Consider the following 19,911-nt stretch of genomic DNA (forward strand, 5'->3'; position numbering starts at 1 on the left):
AACCGGTGTTTCCTACCTAGGAAGTGCCATCAGATAACCGGCTAAGGAGGCCGAAGGCATGTTTGAAAATCTATCCGAACGCCTTTCTGGCGTCTTTGATCGGCTGACCAAACAAGGTGCTCTGTCCGAAGAAGACGTCAAAACCGCCCTTCGTGAGGTCCGGGTTGCGCTGCTTGAGGCCGACGTCTCGCTGCCGGTTGCCCGTGAATTCGTCAAGAAAGTACAGGAACAGGCAACCGGTCAGGCGGTGACCAAGTCGATTACTCCGGGTCAGCAGGTCGTCAAGATCGTGCATGACGCGCTGGTCGATACCCTGCGCGGCGAGGAAGACCCCGGCAAGCTGAAGATCGACAACCCGCCCGCCCCGATCCTTATGGTCGGCCTGCAGGGTTCGGGTAAGACCACCACCACCGGTAAACTCGCCAAACGCCTGAAAGAGAAAGAGGGCAAAAAGGTCCTGATGGCCTCGCTGGACGTCTATCGCCCGGCGGCGATGGATCAGCTGGCCGTTCTGGGCACGCAGGTCGGCGTTGACACCCTGCCGATCGTTCCCGGCCAGAAACCGGTCGATATCGCCAAACGCGCCAAGCAGCAGGCAACGCTGGGTGGCTACGACGTCTACATGCTCGACACAGCGGGCCGTCTGCATATCGACGAAGTCCTGATGGACGAAGTCGAGCAGGTTCGCAACGCGGTCGATCCGCGTGAAACCCTGCTGGTGGTCGACGGCCTGACCGGTCAGGTCGCAGTTGAGGTCGCCGAGGAGTTTGACGCCAAAGTTGGCATTTCGGGCGTGGTTCTAACCCGGATGGACGGTGACGGGCGCGGTGGTGCGGCGCTGTCGATGCGCGCGGTCACCGGCAAGCCGATCCGTTTTGTCGGTCTGGGCGAAAAGATGGACGCGCTTGAGACCTTCGAGCCGGACCGGATCGCCGGTCGTATTCTGGGTATGGGCGACATCGTTGCTCTGGTCGAAAAGGCCCAGGAAACGATGGAGATGGAACAGACCGAGCGCATGATGAAGCGCATGGTCAAAGGTCAGTTCAACATGAATGACCTGAAAATGCAGCTGGAGCAGATGATCCAGATGGGCGGCATGCAGGGCATGATGGGCATGATGCCGGGCATGAACAAAATGGCCAAGCAAATGGATCAGGCCGGTCTGGATGACAAGATCCTGCGCCAGCAGATCGCCATGATCCAATCCATGACCAAACGCGAACGCGCCAACCCGCAATTGCTGCAGGCCAGCCGCAAGAAACGGATTGCAGCCGGTTCAGGGATGGAGGTCAGCGACCTCAACAAGCTGCTCAAGATGCACCGGCAGATGTCGGACATGATGAAAAAGATGGGCAAGATGGGCAAAGGCAAGATGCTGAAGCAGGCCATGAAAGGCATGTTTGGCAAAGGCGGCCCCTCGCCCGAAGAAATGGCTGCAGGCATGGACCCAAAAGCGCTGGAACAGGCGGCGAAGGCGATGGGTGGCAAGATGCCCGGTATGCCTGGCATGGGCGGTGGCATGGCCCTGCCTCCGGGGCTCAGTGGGTTTGGCAAGAAGAAATAAATGAACGCCATCGCCCAACATATCCCCCGGCTTGAGACCGAGCGCCTGATCCTGCGTGCGCCATCCGAGGCCGATCTGGACGCGGACAGCGCCTTCTTCGCAAGCGATGCTGCGAAATATGTCGGCGGGCCTCTGCGTCGGGATGAAGTGTGGCGGGTGATTGCCCTGCATTTTGGTCATTGGGCTCTGCGTGGCTATGGATATTGGAGTGTCGATGAAAAAGACACCGGCGCCTATGTCGGTCGGATCGGCCTGTGGTTCCCCGAAGGTTGGCCGGAGCCTGAAGTGGGTTGGACTCTGATGACACATGCCACCGGCAAGGGATACGCGACCGAGGCCGCTTTGGCCGCGCGCGCCCATGCCTACGACGTGCTGGGCTGGGAAACGGCCATTTCGCTGATCGACCCGGAAAACCACGCCAGCAAGGCCGTGGCCAAACGGATGGGCGCTTCATTTGATTACCACTACGAACACCCGAAATTCGGCACCACCGAGACTTGGCGGCATCCTGCTCCAGCGGATCTGGTGAATGGCGGCATGGAGGCCTACGCATGACCAACCCCGTGACGCGGGCTGCCGCGCTATTGAAAGAGCACCGCGAAAGCATCGACCGGCTGGACGCGATCCTTGTCTACACGCTGGGCGAGCGGTTCAAGCACACTCAGGCCGTTGGCAAGCTCAAGGCTGAACACGAACTTCCCCCGTCCGATCCCTCGCGCGAGGCTGCGCAGATCGCTCGGCTAGAAGACCTGGCGAAACAGGCCGATCTGGACCCCGACTTCGCCAAGGCTTTTCTGAATTTCATCATTCAGGAAGTCATCCGACACCACCGGAAACATCAAGAGTGAAACTCCGGTTCAACAAACACCAGAACTAACCGGTTTTACGCCGGACACGCCATTCAAAGGAGATACCACCATGGCAATGAAAATTCGTCTCGCCCGCGGCGGCTCGAAAAAACGTCCCTTCTACCGCATTGTGGCTGCTGACAGCCGTATGCCCCGCGACGGCCGTTTCATCGAGAAACTGGGCACCTACAACCCGCTGCTGCCGAAAGACAGCGAAGAGCGCGTGAAAATGAACATGGAGCGCGTTCAGTACTGGCTGGATCAGGGTGCACAGCCCACCGACCGTATCGCACGTATGCTGGAAGCTGCTGGCGCGAAGGACAAAGCCGAGCGTAACAACCCCAACAAGGGTACTCCGGGCAAGAAAGCTCAAGAGCGCGCGGAAGAAAAAGCTGCAAAGGCCGCTGAAGCTGCCGAAGCTGCTGCTGCACCGGCTGAAGAAGCGGCTGCAGAAGAATAAGCAGGCGGGCGCGTGCAGGATCAGACTTTCACCGACGATTTTCGCACGCAGTTCGACCTGTTGATGCGGCTCCGGCGCGACGTGCGCCGGTTCCGCACCGACGCGATAGACGAGGCAGTGCTGAAGCGCTGCCTCGACGCGTTTCGGCTGGCTCCCTCGGTGGGGCTTAGCGAACCTTGGCGCGTGATCCGCGTCGAAAGCGAGGCCGCACGGGCGGCGGCGCTGAAGAATTTCCAAACCGCAAATGCCAAAGCCCTGGCTGGATATTCCGGTGAGAAGGCGCAGCTTTACAGCGGTCTTAAACTGTCGGGGATGCAAGAGGCACCGGTGCAACTGGCTGTGTTCTGCGACGATGCCACCGACAAGGGCCAAGGTCTGGGTGCAGGCACGATGCCCGAGATGCGGCGTTATTCAGTGGTTTCGGCCATCACGTTGTTCTGGCTGGCTTTGCGCGCGCAGGGGCTGGGTTTGGGCTGGGTATCCATTCTTGATCCGGACCAGATGGCCCGCGATCTGGACGTGTCCGAGAACTGGCGCCTGATCGGCTATTTTTGCGTTGGCTGGCCCGAGGAACTGTCCGATACACCCGAACTGGAACGCGTCGGCTGGGAATGCCGCGACGACACTCTGCCGGTTGAGGTGCGATAGACAAATGTTCGCGCTTATACGACTTCCCATCCTGTTGATGATCGCCTTTATTGTGGGGGTGTTCTTTGAGCGCTCGAACCAACGAGAGGCCTGTGCCGCGCATGGCGACTGGCAAGACGGGCTATGTGTGACGGATGGGCCAAATGAGTGATCTTATCTGCGTCGGCAGCATTGCGGGATCGTATGGCGTACGCGGTGAGGTGCGGCTGAAAAGCTATTGCGCCATTCCTGAGGATATCGAAACCTACTCCCCTCTGACCGATGAGGCGGGCAAAGAACGGTATCCGCTGGTCCTGACACGATCCATAAAGAACGGTTTTGCGGCGCGACTGGGCGGCGTTGAAACCAAAGAGGACGCCGATGCATTGAAGGGCCTGCGCCTGTTCGCGCGTCGCGATCAGTTGCCATCACTGCCCGATGACGAGTTTTATCATACCGACCTGATCGGGCTTGAAGTCTATGACACCGGCGGAACCCTGCTGGGACGAATCAAATCGGTACAGAACCATGGCGCAGCCGACCTGCTTGAACTGCACGGACCGGGCTTGAAAGCCACCGTTTTGCTGCCCTTCACTCTGGAAGCAGTACCGACGGTGGATCTGGACAAAGGCCGTATTGTCGCCGACCCACCTGAAGGGCTGATCTGATGCGCCGCGTCTTGCTGCATCTGGGTCTGCACAAGACGGGCACTACCGCGGCGCAATCGTTTTTGTTTGAAAACAGAGAACTGATCTGGCCACATTTCGCGCTGGTTCTGCCCTATCGCACCCGCAAGTCAGGCCTGTCACGCGCGGCCACCAACCATTCCGTCTATGGGACCTTAGGAACCCTGTCCGAATTCAGTACGCAAGTGACCGACTTTCTGGCCACGCTCGAATTCGGCGACAAACGCGGCCTGATCGTCAGCGAAGAAAACTTTGCAGGTCTACGCCCCAGTCGAAACATCGAACAAGGCTATGCAGCGACCCCGGAACTTGCCGCCTGTCTGGTGGATGCGGTCCGCCATCGTTTTTCCGGGCAAGAGGTCGAGATCACGGTCTACCTGTCCCTTCGGCAACGTGGCGGCTGGCTGCGCAGCCTTTGGGCGCATGATTTGGAACGCATGCGTCAGGTCTATGATTTCGAGACCTTCCAAGACCACCTGGAAAAGGTCGCGCCTTTGCAGGATACGGTGGAGCAAATTAAGAACAGGCTGCATTCGGTCACGGTCACGACAGAGTGGCTTGAGGAATTGCAGCTACGCCGCTATGGACCCGGCACCCCGTTTGCCGAGTATCTGGATTTGCCGCGCGACAAGGCCAAGCTTCTGGTGCCGCCGTCAAAGGTCAACAACCGCCTGCCCGAGGATGTCTTGGCTGAGTTGCTGGAACTGAACCGTTCGCGGCTGGATGAAGGTGCTCTAATCGAACAAAAGAAGGCAGTTATCGACCGCGCGAAAGGCGCGCTGACTGGCACGACATGACAGACAAGCCCAATAAATCTCATGGTCGCAAAGCGATCCGCCCAACATTGAAACCGCGCGAGCTGCTGACCCCCACGCCGGACCTGCATGGCGTGTGGAAAGCCAAGATCATCACCCTGTTCCCGTCCGCCTTTCCGGGCGTATTGGGGGAAAGCTTAACCGGCAAGGCACTACAAGAAGGGTTGTGGCAGCTGGAAACCGTCGATCTTCGCCAGTTCGGCGTCGGCAAGCACCGCAACGTAGATGACACGCCTGCTGGCGGCGGCGCAGGCATGGTACTGCGCGCCGACGTGCTGGGCGAGGCGATTGAACACACCATGGCCGGTGTGCAGGGCAATTGGCCGCTGATCTATCTCAGCCCCCGTGGCCGCCGGATGGACCAGCGCATGATGCAGAACCTGGCACGTTGCGACGGCATGACCTTGCTGTGCGGCCGTTTCGAGGGCGTCGACGAACGGGTGCTGGTACATTATGGCGTGCAGGAGGTCTCCTTGGGTGATTTCGTTATGACCGGCGGAGAAATCGCTGCGCAAGCGCTGATCGATGCGACCGTGCGGCTGATCCCCGGCGTGCTGGGCAATCAGGCCTCGGCCGAGGAAGAGAGCTTTTCTTCTGGCCTGCTGGAGCATCCACAATACACCCGCCCCGCCGAATGGAAGGGCCGCCCGATCCCCGACATCCTTATGTCCGGGCACCACGGTCGCATTGCCAACTGGCGACACGAGATGTCGGAACAGATCACCCGCGAACGGCGACCCGATCTCTGGGAGAGCTACCGCAAGGCACGGGACTAACCCCCCGCCTTCCAACGCGCCCAGGTCTCAGGGTGGCCGTTGAACGTGTTGATATCCACCTTTCCCTGTACGCCCGGCACCAGCCCAGTGCCGGTGTATTGCCAGAAGCGCCAAGGGGATTTCGGATAGACTTTGTGCGGATGACCCGCGACCGAGCGCAACCAGAACTCGGTTCCGCGCAAGCGGGCAATATCGGTGTCGTCATGAAAATCCACGGTCGTATAGACAATGGGCCGCCGTCCATAGTGACGCTCTAGAATATCAAGGAATCGTTTGGCTTCGGCACGAACATTGGCACCATCCGGGCGCAATCGACAGGTTTTGGAATGAGGCGTCCACTCCATATCCAGCACATGCGGCAAGTCGGCCCCTTTTGGCACGTTCTGAATGAACCATCGCGCCTGTTCATGCGCCGGGCGGCAGAAGTAATAATAGTGATACGCACCCCACGGCACCCCTGCCGCCTGCGCGCCACGTCGGTGGTCATCAAACATGGGATCGAATACATCACCGCCCTCGGTGGCTTTGATGAACACGAAACTGACACCCGACGCCTTAGCCCGGCGCCAATCGATCGGCCCCTGCCAGCGTGACACGTCCAGCCCGTGCACCGGGTAATGACCGGGATGCCGCCCGTCCCAGTCATGCGGGTCGGCATCTCCAAAGGCCGGATAGATGACCGAAGGGGACGTCGTACTCAGAAACGCTTTGGTCTCGACCTGTTGGGGCGGAGGGGTACTGCGACCGCAGGACAGGGTCGCAAAGGCCATGGCGGCGAGCATCAACGCAGTGCGCATGATCGGTTCCTGTTTCAAATTTCTGCTCGTATAATTGGAACCAGAATGCCTGATCAGCCACATAAGGCAACGGCGTATTTTGCGGATGGCGAAAACCCACCGTCCCGCGTTGAAATATGGCGTTTTTGTCTTGATCCCTGTCCGAAAACTCCTTAAAGCAGCGCCATCCGGTGCCGCAACTGCGCGACTCCGGTGTTTTGGTTTGCAAAATGGCGCAAAGCTCGGCTTTCTTCAGCCACGGCGTGTCAGGGCGGACCGGACCAAAGGAACATTCGATCTGACCTCTGGCGGGCTGTACGCAGAACCCGGTGAAGACCAAGAGCTCTCAGGCCGTGCCCAAACTTCGTGGACCAACCACGAGCAGATAGGAGAAACTGCGATGGACCTGATCGCACAGCTTGAGGCGGAACAGATTGCCGCCCTGGGGAAAGACATCCCCGATTTCAAAGCCGGTGACACCATCCGTGTCGGCTTTAAAGTGACCGAAGGCTCGCGCACCCGTGTGCAGAACTACGAAGGCGTCTGCATCGCGCGCAAAGGTGGCAGCGGCATCGCCGGTTCGTTCACCGTCCGCAAAATTTCGTTTGGCGAAGGCGTGGAGCGTGTGTTCCCGCTGCACTCGACCAACATCGACAGCATCACCGTTGTCCGCCGCGGCCGCGTCCGTCGCGCCAAACTGTACTATCTGCGCACCCGTCGCGGTAAATCCGCACGTATCGCAGAGGTCACCAACTACAAACCCAAGGCTGGCGCCGAGGCGTAAGGAGCGGAAAGATGAAAAAAGACATCCATCCCGATTACCACTTCATCGACGTCAAAATGACCGACGGCTCGATCGTGAAAATGAAATCCACCTGGGGCTCCGAAGGCGACCAGCTGGCTCTGGAAATCGACCCCTCCTCGCACCCCGCGTGGACCGGTGGTTCGTCGCGCCTGATGGACGCCGGCGGCCGCGTGTCGAAGTTCAAAAAGAAATACGAAGGTCTGGGCTTCTAAGCTTGACCCGCTTGAAATGCGAAAGGCCGTCCTTCGGGGCGGCTTTTTTCTTTTACCGGGATCAAAGGCTACACGTCATTACCACGAAAGCCGAGGTAGTTTGCGAACCGCTGACACCGATCTCGTCAAGGGCTGGCGGATTCTGTTTTAGCCGGTAACATATACCCAGCCACGACGGAGACCCTGAAAATGCCACAGTACAATGACATGATCGAGCTTTCGGTAGAGGATATGGACCTGATCGAAACGGCGTTGCGCGGCTCGGTCGCCTCGTTGTCGCAGGCTGCGATGGATGAGGACGGCAACACGGACCGCGAAGACACATTGCGGCGCATTCACGATCTTCTGGGCAAGCTGCACGATCAGAAGGTTTTTTATCGCCCTAAAGAAGGGGTGTACTTGGGGGGCTAAGCCCGACTAAACCACAGCGCGTTTATCGAGGCTCGCGCGTCAGGTCCGCAGCGCTATGCAGCGGTGGCACTGGTCCTCGCAGCAACATCAGCGCCAAGGCCATCCCAACCAGCGCTGCTATCGCAGCGACCAGCATGGCGCTGTCAAAGGCGTTATCCTGTAAATCCCGAAGCGCTTTGGCTAGGGCGGTTCCGGACGTCGGGTCCAGCCCCGCGATTAACTGCTGAATCTGGCTGGGCGTGCCGTGGGTCAGCGCGTGAGCCAAATCCTCGCGCTGGGTCGATCCGGCAGGCAGCGCGTTGATGACCTCTGACAGGCCACGGCGTTTAGTTATGGACTCTGCAAGACCTCCAACCACAGCACCCAGAGTGGCGCCGAAATAAAGGCAGGCGTTGATCACGCCCGAGCCCTGCCCCACATGCTCTTCCGGCAACAGGCGTAAGCCAAGGCGCGGCAGCAGCGAGAAACAGATGCCCATGCCGATGCCGACAATCAGCAGCTTCCACCATATCTCGGCATACTGCGTGGTGTTCGTGGTTGTCATCAGCAACAGGAACCCGCAGGCCATCGCTCCAAGACCAATCGCAACTGGCCATTGAAAGCTGTAGGGCGCCAAAAACCGGGGCGCGGTGACAGAGATAACAAACATGCTGAGGCTGAGCGGCATGATCGCTAATCCTGCACCGATTGAGGAATACCCAAAGGCATCCGGCGACTGAACGAATGTGTTGAAATAGACAAAAAAGCAAAAAAGCGTGAAGCCTGTAAAGAACATGCCCGCGGCAGCCATGAAATAACGCGGGTGGCGAAAGTATCTCAGTTCGATCAGCGGGTCTTCGGCACGACGTGAAACGATGACCAGAACAACCGTCGCCAACGCAGCAATCGCAAGTGGAACCAGCGTGAGCGGCGTGGCCCAGCCTCCGCTTTCACCATTACTGAGCGCAAAGGACAGTGGCCCAAGGAACAAGAGGATGGCAATAGCCCCCGCATAATCAAACTCTGCCCCGGCAAGCCGCGTGTCAGGCACGTATTTCCGCTTGCTGACATGCAGCCCTATGGCAAAGGCCACAGCAAGTAACACCAAATCAGCCGCAAAAACCGCCCTCCAACTGACATAGTGCCCAAAGGCTCCGCCGACGATTGGCCCGATACCAATAGCCAGACCAACAATCGCGCCCCATGCCCCGGTAACGCTGGCGCGTTGTTCTTCGGGCGTGGCGGCGGTCAGCAGCGACAGAGAAGTTCCGAACAGCGCGGCGGCGCCCGCCCCCTGAGCACCGCGTCCAAACAACAACATGGCCCCATCCTGCGCAAACAGGACCGAGGCCGATCCGATGGCAAAAACGATCATGCCAAGGAAGAACACACCCATCTTGCCGGTGATATCCCCCATTCGACTAACGATAGTGACAAGCGAGGCGCTGGCTACCGTATAGGTCGCCATTACCCACTGCAGCCCGGACGGGGTCAGATCGAACTCGGCCTTGAGGTTGGGCAGGATGGTGGCGACAGCGGTGGTGTTGAACCCCACGACCATCATGCAGATCGCCGTCATCGCCAGCACCACACGGGCGCGGGCTTGCGGGGTCACGTCTTCCAAGGCCTTTTCACGCATCAAATTGCCCTCAAACTATGAGTGTTTAACGCAATTATTCAGCAGTTTAGCGATTTTTGCCTCTGCGCATAGTGTCTGCGTCAGATCCAGTAAGACAGCGCGACCGGCAGCACCACAATCGTGCTGAGAGTCGAGACCAAAATGAACCCGGCGACATCCGGGCCGTATTTCGGTACGTGTTGATCAATGAACAGGTAAGTCGCCACCGAGGACGGCATCAGACAGCACAGGATGACTGCGCCGCGTTCAGCCCCGGTAAATCCGAACGTCCAAACCAAAACGCTGGCGATCACAACGGCCATCGCCAGATGCAGGAGGGTTAAAACCAACGCCCGACCAAGGCTTTTGATCTGCAACGTCGCCAGAGTATGGCCTAACGTCAGCAGCATGAGCGGGATCGAGAGCCCACCGAGAATGTCAAAGGATTTAGCCACGGGCTGCGGCAGGCTGTACCCGGTGGCCATAAGGATCAAAGAGATCACCGCCGCATAAATGATCGGCGATGTGGCAAGTTTCTTGGGCGAGAACTCTCCAGCCGGAATCCACATTCCGACGGTGAAGATACTGATCAGGACGACGACTACGAAGCCCATCGTATAGGCCATTCCTGCGTCGCCTAGCGCCAACAGAGTGATCGGCAGGCCAATGTTTCCGACATTGCCATGCATCAGCGGCGTAAGAAACGCCCGAACCGGTAGGCGCATCGCCTTCAGCGCAACGAACCCCAAAACCCCAAACCCGGCAATGGCCAGCGCGGCGGCCGCCATCACATCCAGAAACGTATCGACGGCGATATGGGTTGTAGACAGATGTGAGATGATCAGCGTCGGATACCCCACGCGCGAGACGATCCCGCCTATCACCTTGTTGTCGAACGGCGCTTTGATGAGGGCTAAACAGTAACCGATTCCGGCGCAAATCAACACGGGCAGGACCACGTTTAGAACGTTCAGAAACAGATGGTCCAACGGCTGCCCCTATCGGTTTTCCCTGTCCCGAACAGTGAAACAGGCCGCTATGTTTGGCAAGTCGGCAGCCTAACCCGCGTTCCTGCCTTGGTTTTCCAAATTAGAGCCTGATAACACCGATTGAGGTTCTTCCCTTCCCGCTTTCCACAACATATAGTGGCTCGCAACAACGTGTGGGCAAGCACGGCGGGACATGGGAATACAAGCATGGCACATATCATCGTAGTGGGGAACGAGAAGGGCGGCGCAGGCAAATCGACCGTGTCGATGCATGTGGCCACTGCTTTGGCTCGGCTGGGCCACAAGGTCAGCACACTGGATCTTGACCTGCGCCAACGCAGCCTCGGTCGCTATTTCGAGAACCGCGGCAACTTCATGAACGGCTCAGAAGCGCGGCTGCCCAGCCCGCGCCACCATGACTTGCCCGAGATCGATCCAAAAAATCTGAAGCCCGGTGAGAACATCTATGACCACCGCCTGTCGGCCGCCGTGGCCGAGTTGGAAAGCGACAGCGACTTTATTCTGATCGACTGCCCCGGCTCACACACCCGCCTGAGCCAAGTGGCGCACTCTCTTGCCGACACTCTGATCACGCCCCTGAATGACAGTTTCATCGACTTTGACCTGCTCGCGCGGATCGATTCAAAGGGTGAGAAAATCCTCGGACCATCGGTTTATTCCGAGATGGTCTGGAACGCGCGGCAGCTGCGGGCTCAGGCTGGGTTGAAACCCATTGACTGGGTCGTTGTGCGCAACCGCGTTGGTACGCAGCGCATGGTCAACAAGGAAAAGATGCAACGCGCGATCGAGATGCTATCCCAGCGCATCGGTTTCCGTGTTGCTTCGGGGTTCTCTGAGCGGGTGATCTTCCGCGAACTGTTCCCCCGCGGCCTGACCCTGCTGGACCTCAAGGATATCGGGGTGAAACAGCTGAACATCTCGAACATCGCCGCGCGGCAGGAACTGCGCGACATGATGAAAGAGCTGAACCTGCCGGGCGTCGAAATCGATTTTTAAGGGGTTTGCACGCTGATGGCTGCGTGCAACCGACAAGAATTGGACGCTGCCATCCCTACGGATACCAGGTTTAATTGGCGGGTAGCGAGGCAAACTCCTGAACAAGGTATGTGACGTTGACCTTGTGCACTTTCCACCCGTCAACTGTTCTGTGCACGCCAATTTCATAATCCACCCAGCGGTAGCCGCGCAGTGTGCCGCCATCGTCAGCAAAGTCGCCGGCAGGAGTGTTCTCCAGCACGATGACACCTTTGCTAAAGACGGTCGCAGTGTCCGCATCCTCAAAGAAAACGCGGTCATTCGAAGTCACGTGATGAATGACCAGTTTCTCTGCAGTCTCATAAAAGCCTTTCCAGCGTGTCAGGATTTCTTCTTCTGACTTCACCACTGGTGCGCCATTCACAGGCTCACCGATGGTGGTTTCGATATCGCCATCCAAAAGATCAGCCGTGACATCCCATTGTTGAGTGTCAACACTGAGCGTGAGATTGGTGGCGGTGCGCTGGATTTCGAGAACATCGACGATGTTTTCTGCGGTGATCGGGGTTCCGAGCGTTTTGTTGACCAACGCAATTTCTCCTTCTGCTAATGCCGGTGCGACCGAAAGCACAAACGCTGCGGTGCAAAGAGCTGATTTCAAACCCATGACGGTTCTCCTTTTATGTGCTGGTGCTGGCGCGTCGTTTTCAGTTGCGCCGATGGACAAATGTAAACACAGCGTTTACCTATTAGATGAGACCATTAAATGTAAACAGTTAATTTACATTTTTGCGTTGGCGACGAGGGAAAAAACGTGAAACTAACTGATAAAAAAAGAAAAAATATACTTGAAGCAGCAGTACAAGAGTTTCAGGAATACGGGTTCCGAGGGGCGAAAACGACACGGATCGCCAGCAAGGCGGGTGTTTCGAGTCGCACACTTTACAACCACTTCGACAGCAAGGAGGCTTTGTTTCAGGAAATCTCGGAAGCGATGATCAGGAAAAAGGGTGCCATTGGCCATGTCCCCTTTGATCCGGATCGTGATCTGAAAACACAGTTCGAAGAGCTGATCACCAAATATGTTGAAAAGCTGACCGAACCGGAAACCATTGCCATTACGCGGATGGTGACCGCAGAAATGCTGATCGATCCGGAACGTTCCAAAGCCTATGCCGCAGAAGTTGCAAAGTTACAGAATCCGATAACCGGTTTGATCTCAGAAGCAATGGAGGCTGGTGCGCTTCGCGCCGCTGATGCTCAGTATGCCTCAAGGCAATTGCACAGCCTCATAAGAGAGTTCTTCTACACGCCCGAATTCATGCTTGGGGCAAAGCAAGATACAGACGGCATTATGTCGGATTGCTTAAACATGTTCCTGTCTCATTATTCGGCGAGCCACAAATAGCGGCTAGGCGGTAATTTAACATTCAACAGACCGGTCGTTTCTGCAACTTGGAGCGGCGAGCATTTGGGACTTAAAACTCGCGATCTAAACACTTGGTTGCGAGTCGGCTGCCTTATACACCGTGAACAGCTCTTTTGGTTCAGTCACGCCACGCAGCATGTAGCGCCCGACGGAAACCAGATCCTGACCGCAGGGCTGCGCCGCACGGGCAACGTCGTCCGAGATCAGGATCCGCTGCCCCAGTGACCGGTGCATTCCGGCAATCCGGGCAGTCTGGTTCACCGCGGGTCCAATTACAGTAAAGTCCAAACGTGTTTCGGACCCGATATTTCCATACAGAATTTCGCCCGCGTGCAGGGCAAGGGTGAAGCTGGCCACCGGCAGGCCATCAGCCTTACGGCGGGCGTTCAGTGCTTCTATCCTTTCCTGCAACACCGGGACCGCTTTCAGCGCAGCGCGTGCGTCCTCATCAATTTCGCCGACGTCGAACATCGCCATAAGCCCATCCCCCATAAACTTAAGGATATTGCCGCGATTGTCGTGCACCACTCCAACCGCGGCGGCCAAGTAGTCGTTCAACATGTCGATGATTTCGTTGCCCGGCAGTTCTTCGGAAAGGCTGGTGAAACCCTCAAGGTCAAAGTTCCAGATCACCGCGTCGATCTGCTGCAACGAGCCGCGTCGGATTTCGCCCGACAACACCCGGCGCCCCGCATCGCGGCCCAGATATACACGCATCAGGTCCTTTGAAATCCGGGCGCTGGACGCAGATTTCAATGCCAGACCCAGATGCGGCAACGCTGTGTTTATCAGCGCCAGGTCGTGGTCCTGAAAACCCTCGGGCGCATTCGACGTCCATGACATCAGGACCCCATCAACTGCCTCTTTGCTATGCCCTGTTACGCTTTGGGTCGGCACATTAAAGCTGACTCCAGTCGCGTAATAATCGGTGGCCCCGATCTGGCGCAGGTCGTTCAGCAAGGGAAACCGGCTGACTTCGTTCTGGTCAATCAGGCGCTCACGGACTTCATCCAACTCATTGGTGAAGATGGCGTAAAGGGGGCTTCGCTTCCATTGGTCGCTGGGTTCTTCAGTATACACAAAGGTCTCGGATTCACCACCTTGCCCTTCGTACCAGCTGAACCCGGTGCCTCCATAAACAGGATGCAACGCAGACTGTGCCGCGTGAAAGCGCATCAGGGGAACACCAAGCTCCAACAGCTTGTTGCAGTAGCCGTCCAGCAATTCTTCTTTGGGCGCGCCTTCAAGGCCACGAGTCACGATCCATTCAATAAGATCAGTTGATTTCGCCGTATCGGCGTTTGGGGTCGTCATGTTGTTATTAATCCAGTGTCCGCTCTGGATGTCATCTGGGGGCCAGAGGCGTGAAATACCAGCCGTCAATCCATATGAGCCAACTGGCGGAGCATTTTACGCAAAAGCGCGACCTCATCCACGCTGAACTGGGCAACCAGATTTGAATCATACTGCTCGGCTATGCCAATCAGTTCTCGATACACAGACTGTCCGTAAGGCGTCAGCCTCAGGTTTTCCACCCGACCATCGGCCTCACTGCGGCTACGTACCAGAAATCGCCGCGTCTCGAGCCTGTGAACTGCACGGCTGATCTTAGTTTTGTGGAGATGCGCGCGCTCACCAATCTCTTTCGCAGTCATTTCGCCGTAATTACCCAAGTGGAACAGCACCCGCCACTCGGTGCGCAACATTCCGTATCGGTCTTTGTAAACCTGCTGAAACTCTAACGAACTTTCCTCGGCTGCGCGATTCAGCAGGTAGGGCAGGAAATTCTGCAGATTAAAGTCATCTTTTTTGGTGGAATCGTCTTGTGCCATGCTTGTTAGTTACAAAATCAACTATTATCCCTCAAGCATTAAGCGGAGGAACGCAGGATGAACCATCCGACTGATCCACATAAAATGACACAGGCCAGCGCGCAGGTCGGCACCCATGCGGGCTATATGCCTGGCTTTGGCAATGACTTTGAAACCGAAGCCCTGCCGGGTGCGCTGCCTCAGGGAATGAACAGCCCACAGCGATGCAACTATGGTCTCTATGGTGAGCAGCTCAGCGGCACTGCCTTCACCGCCAACCCGCCTGAGCGGACCTGGTGCTATCGCATTCGGCCATCGGTAAAACACTCGCATCGCTACGAAAAGATCGACCTGCCCTATTGGAAGTCCGCGCCTTTTGTCGACCCGGACGTGATCAGCCTAGGCCAGTACCGCTGGGATGCGGTGCCGCATTCCGATCAGGGGCTAACCTGGCTGACCGGCATGCGCACGATGACCACGGCAGGGGATGTAAATACGCAGGTCGGCATGGCCAGCCACATCTACCTGGTCACCGAGTCGATGGTGGATGACTATTTCTACTCGGCCGATTCCGAATTGCTGGTAGTGCCACAGGAGGGCCGTCTGCGCTTTGCCACCGAGTTGGGGATCATCGACCTTGAGCCAAAGGAAATCGCCATCATCCCGCGTGGATTGGTCTACCGGGTCGAGGTGCTAGAGGGCCCTGCGCGCGGATTCGTCTGTGAGAACTACGGCCAGAAATTCGAACTGCCCGGCCGTGGGCCTATCGGCGCCAACTGCATGGCCAACCCGCGCGACTTTAAGGCGCCTGTCGCGGCGTTTGAGGATCGCGAAGTGCCCTCGACCGTCACCGTCAAATGGTGCGGGCAATTCCACACGACCAAGATCAATCAAAGCCCGCTGGACGTGGTGGCGTGGCACGGCAATTACGCGCCCTACAAATACGACTTGCGCACCTATTGCCCGGTCGGCGCGATCCTGTTCGACCATCCTGATCCGTCGATCTTTACCGTGCTGACCGCGCCTTCGGGGCAGCCGGGCACCGCCAATATTGACTTTGTCCTGTTCCGCGAACGCTGGATGGTGGCCGAGGATACGTTCCGCCCGCCTTGGTATCACAAGAACATCATGTCCGAGCTGATGGGCAACATTTACGGCCAGTACGACGCCAAGCCGCAGGGCTTTGTTCCCGGCGGCATGAGCCTGCACAACATGATGCTGCCACACGGACCGGACCGCGAGGCATTCGAAAAGGCGTCGAATGCTAACCTCGGGCCGGACAAGCTGGACAACACCATGTCCTTCATGTTCGAAACCCGTTTCCCGCAGCATCTGACGCCATTTGCGGCCAAGGAGGCCCCCTTGCAGGACGATTACATTGACTGCTGGACCTCACTTGAGAAAAAGTTCGACGGAACGCCGGGCAAAAAGTGAGGCGGTGATGAGCTTGGATATCTGGATCACCTATGTCGCCACCGTCCTGCTGTTGATGAGCACACCCGGGCCGAGCCAGTTGCTGATGCTGTCCAACTCGGCAACCAATGGGCTGAAACGCGGGATGTTCACCGCCGCCGGAGATTTGACCGCAAACCTGCTGCAAATGCTGGCGGCTGGGCTTGGTCTGGCTGCGATTATTGCAGCCTCGGGCGCAGCGCTGGCTGTGATCAAATGGCTGGGCGTGGCCTATCTGGTGTTTCTTGGGGTAAAGATGATCCTCAAAGCCGACCGGAAAGCGGCACAAGCAGCCCCTCGCGCCAGCCGCAAGTCGCTTTGGATGCAGGGATTCATCACCTCAGCCGCCAATCCCAAGGCGGTGGTGTTCTTTGCCGCCCTGTTCCCGCTGTTCATCGATGGCGCGCTGCCGTTCTGGCCGCAATTCGCCATCCTCTCGGTCACCTATCTGACCATCGACGGGCTGTTTCTGACCATCTATGGCGGCAGCGCCAGTTGGCTGGCGACGCGCCTTAAGGGCTCGGCGCGGCTGTGGCTGGATCGGGCTGGCGGCGGCTTCATGATATTGGCCGCCCTTCTGTTGGGGCTGAAGTCCCTGCGTGATGCGCAATAAACTGACAAGGATCACAGATGCCATTGATGAAATCCTGGGTGGCCTCGGCCAATGACGCCAACCAACCGTTTCCGCTGAACAACCTGCCTTATGGTGTCTTTTCGGTCGACGGGTCCGACCTGCATTGCGGCGTGGCGATCGGCGACATGATTCTGGACGTCACCGCAGCCGAGGCTGAAGGGGTAATCGATCTGGACGACGAACCTTTGTTCGATCTGCCCTTCTGGAACCCGTTGATGGAACAAGGCCCCGCTGTCTGGGCCGCGTTGCGCGAACGTTTGACGTCTCTGCTGGCCGAAGGGTCTGAAGAGCAGGAAAAGGTTGAACCCCTGTTGGTTCCGCAGGACAAAGCCGAACTGCACATGCCATTCGCCGTCAGCGAATACACCGACTTCTATGCCGGGCGTCACCATGCGCAAAACGTCGGTACAATGTTTCGCGGATCGGAAAACGCCTTGCCGCCGAACTGGCTGCACATTCCCATTGGATATAATGGCCGGGCGTCTTCGGTTGTGGTGTCGGGTACCGATATCCGCCGCCCTTGGGGCCAATTGAAGTCGCCGGACCAAGAGAAACCCGCATTCCTGCCCAGCCGCCGCTTTGACATCGAGCTTGAGATGGGTGCCATCGTCGGCACGCCGTCGGACGGGCCGATCACGGTGCAGGAGGCCGATGACCACATCTTCGGTTACGTCCTGCTGAACGACTGGTCAGCGCGTGATATTCAGGCGTGGGAATACCAACCGCTCGGCCCGTTTCAGGCCAAGGCCACCGCAACATCCATCAGCCCGTGGATCGTGACCAAAACCGCGCTGGAACCGTTTCGCTGCGACACACCTTCGCGCGAGGTCGAATTGCTGGACCATCTGAAGGACTGCGGCCCGATGCTGTACGACATCGACCTGTCCGTGACGATGGCGCCCGCGGGTAAGCCAGCTTCCACGATTGCCCGAACGAATTACAAGGAAATGTACTATTCTGCCGCGCAGCAACTGGCCCACCATTCCACATCGGGCTGCCCGATGAATACGGGTGACCTGCTGGGGTCCGGCACAATCTCGGGTCCGACGAAACCGGAACGCGGCTCGTTGCTGGAACTCAGTTGGGGCGGAAAGGAACCGCTGACACTGGACACGGGCGAGACCCGTAGCTTCATTGAGGATGGCGACACCTTGACCCTGACGGGCACAGCCAAAGGCAAGGGCTACACAATCGGTTTCGGTGACTGCACCGGCACCGTATTGCCCGCTCTCGCATCTCCCTACGCGCAGTAAGGACCGTACAAAGGACAAGGAATTTCCGCCGCATTTGATCCAGATCGTTTTGCGGCGAAAATTTAGATGAAACCATTGGCTCAAGTCTTCTGCACCGCAGTGCCGAAGAACGAATTCTTGCGCGAAACCAGCGCCGGACCATCGGGGGAGAGCCCATGAACAAGATTTTCGAAGTTCCACTCTATGCCTATGAACGCAGCCCGGATCAGGATGCACCTTTACCTGTTCGACACAAAGTGATCGTGATCGGCGCCGGTCCGATAGGACTGGCCACCGCCATTGATCTGGCCCAGCAAGGGGTCGAGGTTGTGGTGCTGGACGACAATGACAAGGTCAGTTTCGGCAGCCGCGCGATCTGCTTTTCCCAACGCACGCTCGATATTGCTGACCGTCTGGGCGCCGGGCGTCCGATGGTGGAAAAAGGTGTTCTGTGGAACGCGGGCAAAGTGTATTTCGATGAACGCCAAGTCTATGAGTTTAATCTGCAGCCCGACACAGGTTATGCAAACCCAGCCTTCATTAACCTGCAGCAATACTATTTCGAGAACGCCCTTGTAGACCGGGTGCGTGAATTGCAGGCCGAGGGGGCGCCACTGGAAATCCGCGGGCGCAATAAGGTCGAGGCCATTGGCACCCATGTCACCCATGTCACGCTTGAGGTGGAAACCCCCGAAGGTCCCTATAACATCGAGGCCGATTGGCTGATCGCCTGTGACGGGGCGCATTCGCCGACGCGGCGGATGCTGGGGCTGGATTTCGAAGGCCGTGTGTTCGAAGACAACTTCCTGATCGCTGATGTGGTGATGGAGGCCGATTTTCCGACCGAACGCTGGTTCTGGTTCGATCCGCCCTTCAATCGCGGGCAATCGGCTCTGCTGCACAAACAGCCCGACAATGTCTGGCGTATCGACCTGCAATTGGGTTGGGACATCGACAAGGAGCGCGAACAACAGCCCGAGAACGTTATTCCAAGGCTCAAAGCGATGCTGGGCGAGGACGTAAAGTTCGATCTGGAATGGGTGTCGATCTACACCTTCCAATGTCGGCGCATGGAACGGTTCCGCTACGGCCGCGTGTTGTTCGCCGGGGACAGCGCCCATCAGGTCAGCCCGTTTGGGGCGCGCGGCGCAAACTCCGGAATGCAGGACGCGGACAATTTGTGCTGGAAGCTGAAGCTGGTCATCGACGGCAAAGCGCCTGAGATTCTACTGGACAGCTACAACCGCGAACGGGTTCAGGCAGCCGATGAGAATATCCGCATGTCCGCACGCTCGACCGATTTCATCACGCCGAAATCCGACATTTCGCGGGAGTTCCGGGATGCGGTTCTGGACCTCAGCGAGCATTTTGAGTTCGCCCGACCGCTGGTGAATTCCGGCCGTTTGAGCACGCCCTGCTCTTACGAGGGGTCATCTCTCAGCTCGGCTGATGCCTTAAACGGGCCGGACATCACCCGCCCGGGCGCGGCCTGCCCGGATGCGCCTTTGGGGGACGACTTCCTGTTACCAAAACTGGCGGGTAAATTCACCCTGCTAACCATCGACGCCGACGCCCCCGACCGGATCGAGGAAGACGGCATCGAAGCCGCCCGGTTGGCGCTTTCGGTCAAGGATGATCTGACGCTGGAACTCAAACGCCGCTATCTGGGCGACGCCACCAGCGCGGTTTACCTGATCCGCCCGGATCAGCACGTGGCCGCACGACGCGACAGTTTCGAAGAAAACACATTCCGGCAGGCGATCCGCCGGGCCACCGGTAAGGAGTAAGCAA

Annotated in this window: 24 protein-coding genes; 18 read left to right on the top strand and 6 right to left on the bottom strand. The window is 57.9% G+C overall.

The window, feature by feature from the left end:
• The first annotated feature begins 58 nt into the window (after positions 1–58).
• The 9 genes from ffh to trmD all read left to right on the top strand — a co-directional run bounded on the left by ffh (position 59) and on the right by trmD (position 5,776).
• The gene (gene ffh, locus ACR0ER_RS14555; RefSeq protein ID WP_170333804.1) at positions 59–1,564 is read left to right on the top strand and encodes a signal recognition particle protein; all 1,506 of its coding nucleotides are present in this window, start codon (positions 59–61) and stop codon (positions 1,562–1,564) included.
• Positions 1,565–2,119 (top strand): GNAT family N-acetyltransferase, encoded by a 555-nt coding sequence (locus tag ACR0ER_RS14560; RefSeq protein WP_480769561.1) that lies wholly within the window; start codon positions 1,565–1,567, stop codon positions 2,117–2,119.
• Entirely contained in the window at positions 2,116–2,412 is a 297-nt protein-coding gene (locus ACR0ER_RS14565) for a chorismate mutase (RefSeq protein ID WP_170333807.1), read from the top strand. The genes ACR0ER_RS14560 and ACR0ER_RS14565 overlap by 4 nt, the downstream gene beginning before the upstream one ends.
• Positions 2,413–2,482: 70 nt before the next feature.
• Positions 2,483–2,872 carry a 30S ribosomal protein S16 gene (rpsP, locus tag ACR0ER_RS14570; protein ID WP_170333809.1) on the top strand — a complete coding sequence of 130 codons (390 nt, stop codon included), beginning with the start codon at positions 2,483–2,485 and terminating at the stop codon, positions 2,870–2,872.
• A gap of 12 nt (positions 2,873–2,884) precedes the next feature.
• The gene (gene bluB, locus ACR0ER_RS14575; RefSeq protein ID WP_480769562.1) at positions 2,885–3,520 is read left to right on the top strand and encodes a 5,6-dimethylbenzimidazole synthase; all 636 of its coding nucleotides are present in this window, start codon (positions 2,885–2,887) and stop codon (positions 3,518–3,520) included.
• A 4-nt stretch (positions 3,521–3,524) separates the two neighbouring features.
• On the top strand, positions 3,525–3,671 hold the full coding sequence (locus ACR0ER_RS14580) for a hypothetical protein (protein ID WP_170333813.1): 147 nt from the start codon (positions 3,525–3,527) through the stop codon (positions 3,669–3,671).
• Positions 3,664–4,167: a ribosome maturation factor RimM gene (rimM, locus tag ACR0ER_RS14585; protein ID WP_480769563.1), complete on the top strand. Its 504-nt coding sequence runs from the start codon at positions 3,664–3,666 to the stop codon at positions 4,165–4,167. Before ACR0ER_RS14580 ends, rimM begins: the two co-directional genes overlap by 8 nt.
• The gene (locus tag ACR0ER_RS14590) at positions 4,167–4,982 is read left to right on the top strand and encodes a hypothetical protein (RefSeq protein WP_480769564.1); all 816 of its coding nucleotides are present in this window, start codon (positions 4,167–4,169) and stop codon (positions 4,980–4,982) included. The genes rimM and ACR0ER_RS14590 overlap by 1 nt, the downstream gene beginning before the upstream one ends.
• Complete coding sequence (gene trmD / locus ACR0ER_RS14595) at positions 4,979–5,776, top strand: tRNA (guanosine(37)-N1)-methyltransferase TrmD (protein ID WP_480769565.1); 798 nt, start codon at positions 4,979–4,981, stop codon at positions 5,774–5,776. Before ACR0ER_RS14590 ends, trmD begins: the two co-directional genes overlap by 4 nt.
• Here the strand turns inward: trmD and ACR0ER_RS14600 are convergent.
• Positions 5,773–6,573 carry a glycoside hydrolase family 25 protein gene (locus ACR0ER_RS14600; RefSeq protein ID WP_480769566.1) on the bottom strand — a complete coding sequence of 267 codons (801 nt, stop codon included), beginning with the start codon at positions 6,571–6,573 and terminating at the stop codon, positions 5,773–5,775. The genes trmD and ACR0ER_RS14600 overlap by 4 nt on opposite strands.
• 379 nt (positions 6,574–6,952) lie before the next feature.
• Between ACR0ER_RS14600 and rplS the strand changes: the two genes are divergently transcribed.
• The 3 genes from rplS (at position 6,953) to ACR0ER_RS14615 (ending at position 7,980) form a co-directional block, all read left to right on the top strand.
• Positions 6,953–7,336, top strand: coding sequence for a 50S ribosomal protein L19 (rplS, locus tag ACR0ER_RS14605; RefSeq protein ID WP_039541573.1), 384 nt, complete (start codon positions 6,953–6,955; stop codon positions 7,334–7,336).
• A gap of 11 nt (positions 7,337–7,347) precedes the next feature.
• Complete coding sequence (gene rpmE / locus ACR0ER_RS14610) at positions 7,348–7,569, top strand: 50S ribosomal protein L31 (protein ID WP_170328370.1); 222 nt, start codon at positions 7,348–7,350, stop codon at positions 7,567–7,569.
• A 189-nt stretch (positions 7,570–7,758) separates the two neighbouring features.
• Complete coding sequence (locus ACR0ER_RS14615) at positions 7,759–7,980, top strand: hypothetical protein (protein ID WP_480769567.1); 222 nt, start codon at positions 7,759–7,761, stop codon at positions 7,978–7,980.
• 22 nt (positions 7,981–8,002) lie between these two features.
• Here the strand turns inward: ACR0ER_RS14615 and ACR0ER_RS14620 are convergent, their stop codons facing one another.
• Both ACR0ER_RS14620 and ACR0ER_RS14625 read right to left on the bottom strand, forming a co-directional pair.
• Positions 8,003–9,598, bottom strand: a complete 1,596-nt coding sequence (locus tag ACR0ER_RS14620) for an MFS transporter (protein WP_480769568.1) — start codon at positions 9,596–9,598, stop codon at positions 8,003–8,005.
• Between the two features lie 80 nt (positions 9,599–9,678).
• Complete coding sequence (locus tag ACR0ER_RS14625; protein ID WP_480769569.1) at positions 9,679–10,566, bottom strand: AEC family transporter; 888 nt, start codon at positions 10,564–10,566, stop codon at positions 9,679–9,681.
• A 207-nt stretch (positions 10,567–10,773) separates the two neighbouring features.
• On the opposite strand from ACR0ER_RS14625, the gene ACR0ER_RS14630 reads away from it, so the two are divergent.
• Positions 10,774–11,583 carry a division plane positioning ATPase MipZ gene (locus tag ACR0ER_RS14630; RefSeq protein WP_170333830.1) on the top strand — a complete coding sequence of 270 codons (810 nt, stop codon included), beginning with the start codon at positions 10,774–10,776 and terminating at the stop codon, positions 11,581–11,583.
• A 70-nt stretch (positions 11,584–11,653) separates the two neighbouring features.
• Here ACR0ER_RS14630 and ACR0ER_RS14635 read toward each other — a convergent pair whose 3' ends face one another.
• Positions 11,654–12,289 carry a nuclear transport factor 2 family protein gene (locus ACR0ER_RS14635; RefSeq protein WP_480769570.1) on the bottom strand — a complete coding sequence of 212 codons (636 nt, stop codon included), beginning with the start codon at positions 12,287–12,289 and terminating at the stop codon, positions 11,654–11,656.
• 87 nt (positions 12,290–12,376) lie between these two features.
• Between ACR0ER_RS14635 and ACR0ER_RS14640 the strand changes: the two genes are divergently transcribed.
• Positions 12,377–12,970 (top strand): TetR/AcrR family transcriptional regulator, encoded by a 594-nt coding sequence (locus ACR0ER_RS14640; protein WP_480769571.1) that lies wholly within the window; start codon positions 12,377–12,379, stop codon positions 12,968–12,970.
• A gap of 84 nt (positions 12,971–13,054) precedes the next feature.
• Here the strand turns inward: ACR0ER_RS14640 and ACR0ER_RS14645 are convergent, their stop codons facing one another.
• Together ACR0ER_RS14645 and ACR0ER_RS14650 are read right to left on the bottom strand one after the other, a co-directional pair.
• Positions 13,055–14,305, bottom strand: coding sequence for an adenylate/guanylate cyclase domain-containing protein (locus tag ACR0ER_RS14645; RefSeq protein ID WP_480769572.1), 1,251 nt, complete (start codon positions 14,303–14,305; stop codon positions 13,055–13,057).
• Between the two features lie 65 nt (positions 14,306–14,370).
• A complete protein-coding gene (locus ACR0ER_RS14650; protein ID WP_480769573.1) occupies positions 14,371–14,823 on the bottom strand; it encodes a MarR family winged helix-turn-helix transcriptional regulator in 453 nt (150 codons plus the stop codon).
• A gap of 57 nt (positions 14,824–14,880) precedes the next feature.
• Here ACR0ER_RS14650 and hmgA point away from each other — a divergent pair, with 57 nt between their 5' ends.
• From hmgA to ACR0ER_RS14670, 4 genes are all read left to right on the top strand, one after another.
• Positions 14,881–16,236, top strand: coding sequence for a homogentisate 1,2-dioxygenase (gene hmgA / locus ACR0ER_RS14655; RefSeq protein WP_480769574.1), 1,356 nt, complete (start codon positions 14,881–14,883; stop codon positions 16,234–16,236).
• A gap of 7 nt (positions 16,237–16,243) precedes the next feature.
• Positions 16,244–16,867, top strand: coding sequence for a LysE family translocator (locus ACR0ER_RS14660; protein WP_480769575.1), 624 nt, complete (start codon positions 16,244–16,246; stop codon positions 16,865–16,867).
• 17 nt (positions 16,868–16,884) lie between these two features.
• A complete protein-coding gene (gene fahA / locus ACR0ER_RS14665) occupies positions 16,885–18,141 on the top strand; it encodes a fumarylacetoacetase (RefSeq protein WP_480769576.1) in 1,257 nt (418 codons plus the stop codon).
• Positions 18,142–18,296: 155 nt separating this feature from the next.
• Positions 18,297–19,907, top strand: coding sequence for an FAD-dependent oxidoreductase (locus ACR0ER_RS14670; RefSeq protein WP_480769577.1), 1,611 nt, complete (start codon positions 18,297–18,299; stop codon positions 19,905–19,907).
• The last annotated feature ends 4 nt before the right edge of the window (positions 19,908–19,911 follow it).

The sequence above is a fragment of the Ruegeria sp. CH8 genome, from assembly GCF_056536985.1.

Excerpts from the sequence above, each read along its gene's own strand:
- ffh (WP_170333804.1), top strand. The coding sequence starts at position 59 with ATGTTTGAAAATCTATCCGAACGCCTTTCTGGCGTCTTTGATCGGCTG.
- ACR0ER_RS14560 (WP_480769561.1), top strand. The coding sequence starts at position 1,565 with ATGAACGCCATCGCCCAACATATCCCCCGGCTTGAGACCGAGCGCCTG.
- ACR0ER_RS14565 (WP_170333807.1), top strand. The coding sequence starts at position 2,116 with ATGACCAACCCCGTGACGCGGGCTGCCGCGCTATTGAAAGAGCACCGC.
- rpsP (WP_170333809.1), top strand. The coding sequence starts at position 2,483 with ATGGCAATGAAAATTCGTCTCGCCCGCGGCGGCTCGAAAAAACGTCCC.
- ACR0ER_RS14580 (WP_170333813.1), top strand. The coding sequence starts at position 3,525 with ATGTTCGCGCTTATACGACTTCCCATCCTGTTGATGATCGCCTTTATT.
- rimM (WP_480769563.1), top strand. The coding sequence starts at position 3,664 with ATGAGTGATCTTATCTGCGTCGGCAGCATTGCGGGATCGTATGGCGTA.
- ACR0ER_RS14590 (WP_480769564.1), top strand. The coding sequence starts at position 4,167 with ATGCGCCGCGTCTTGCTGCATCTGGGTCTGCACAAGACGGGCACTACC.
- trmD (WP_480769565.1), top strand. The coding sequence starts at position 4,979 with ATGACAGACAAGCCCAATAAATCTCATGGTCGCAAAGCGATCCGCCCA.
- ACR0ER_RS14600 (WP_480769566.1), bottom strand. The coding sequence starts at position 6,573 with ATGCGCACTGCGTTGATGCTCGCCGCCATGGCCTTTGCGACCCTGTCC.
- rplS (WP_039541573.1), top strand. The coding sequence starts at position 6,953 with ATGGACCTGATCGCACAGCTTGAGGCGGAACAGATTGCCGCCCTGGGG.
- rpmE (WP_170328370.1), top strand. The coding sequence starts at position 7,348 with ATGAAAAAAGACATCCATCCCGATTACCACTTCATCGACGTCAAAATG.
- ACR0ER_RS14615 (WP_480769567.1), top strand. The coding sequence starts at position 7,759 with ATGCCACAGTACAATGACATGATCGAGCTTTCGGTAGAGGATATGGAC.
- ACR0ER_RS14620 (WP_480769568.1), bottom strand. The coding sequence starts at position 9,598 with ATGCGTGAAAAGGCCTTGGAAGACGTGACCCCGCAAGCCCGCGCCCGT.
- ACR0ER_RS14630 (WP_170333830.1), top strand. The coding sequence starts at position 10,774 with ATGGCACATATCATCGTAGTGGGGAACGAGAAGGGCGGCGCAGGCAAA.
- ACR0ER_RS14645 (WP_480769572.1), bottom strand. The coding sequence starts at position 14,305 with ATGACGACCCCAAACGCCGATACGGCGAAATCAACTGATCTTATTGAA.
- ACR0ER_RS14650 (WP_480769573.1), bottom strand. The coding sequence starts at position 14,823 with ATGGCACAAGACGATTCCACCAAAAAAGATGACTTTAATCTGCAGAAT.
- hmgA (WP_480769574.1), top strand. The coding sequence starts at position 14,881 with ATGAACCATCCGACTGATCCACATAAAATGACACAGGCCAGCGCGCAG.
- ACR0ER_RS14660 (WP_480769575.1), top strand. The coding sequence starts at position 16,244 with ATGAGCTTGGATATCTGGATCACCTATGTCGCCACCGTCCTGCTGTTG.
- fahA (WP_480769576.1), top strand. The coding sequence starts at position 16,885 with ATGCCATTGATGAAATCCTGGGTGGCCTCGGCCAATGACGCCAACCAA.
- ACR0ER_RS14670 (WP_480769577.1), top strand. The coding sequence starts at position 18,297 with ATGAACAAGATTTTCGAAGTTCCACTCTATGCCTATGAACGCAGCCCG.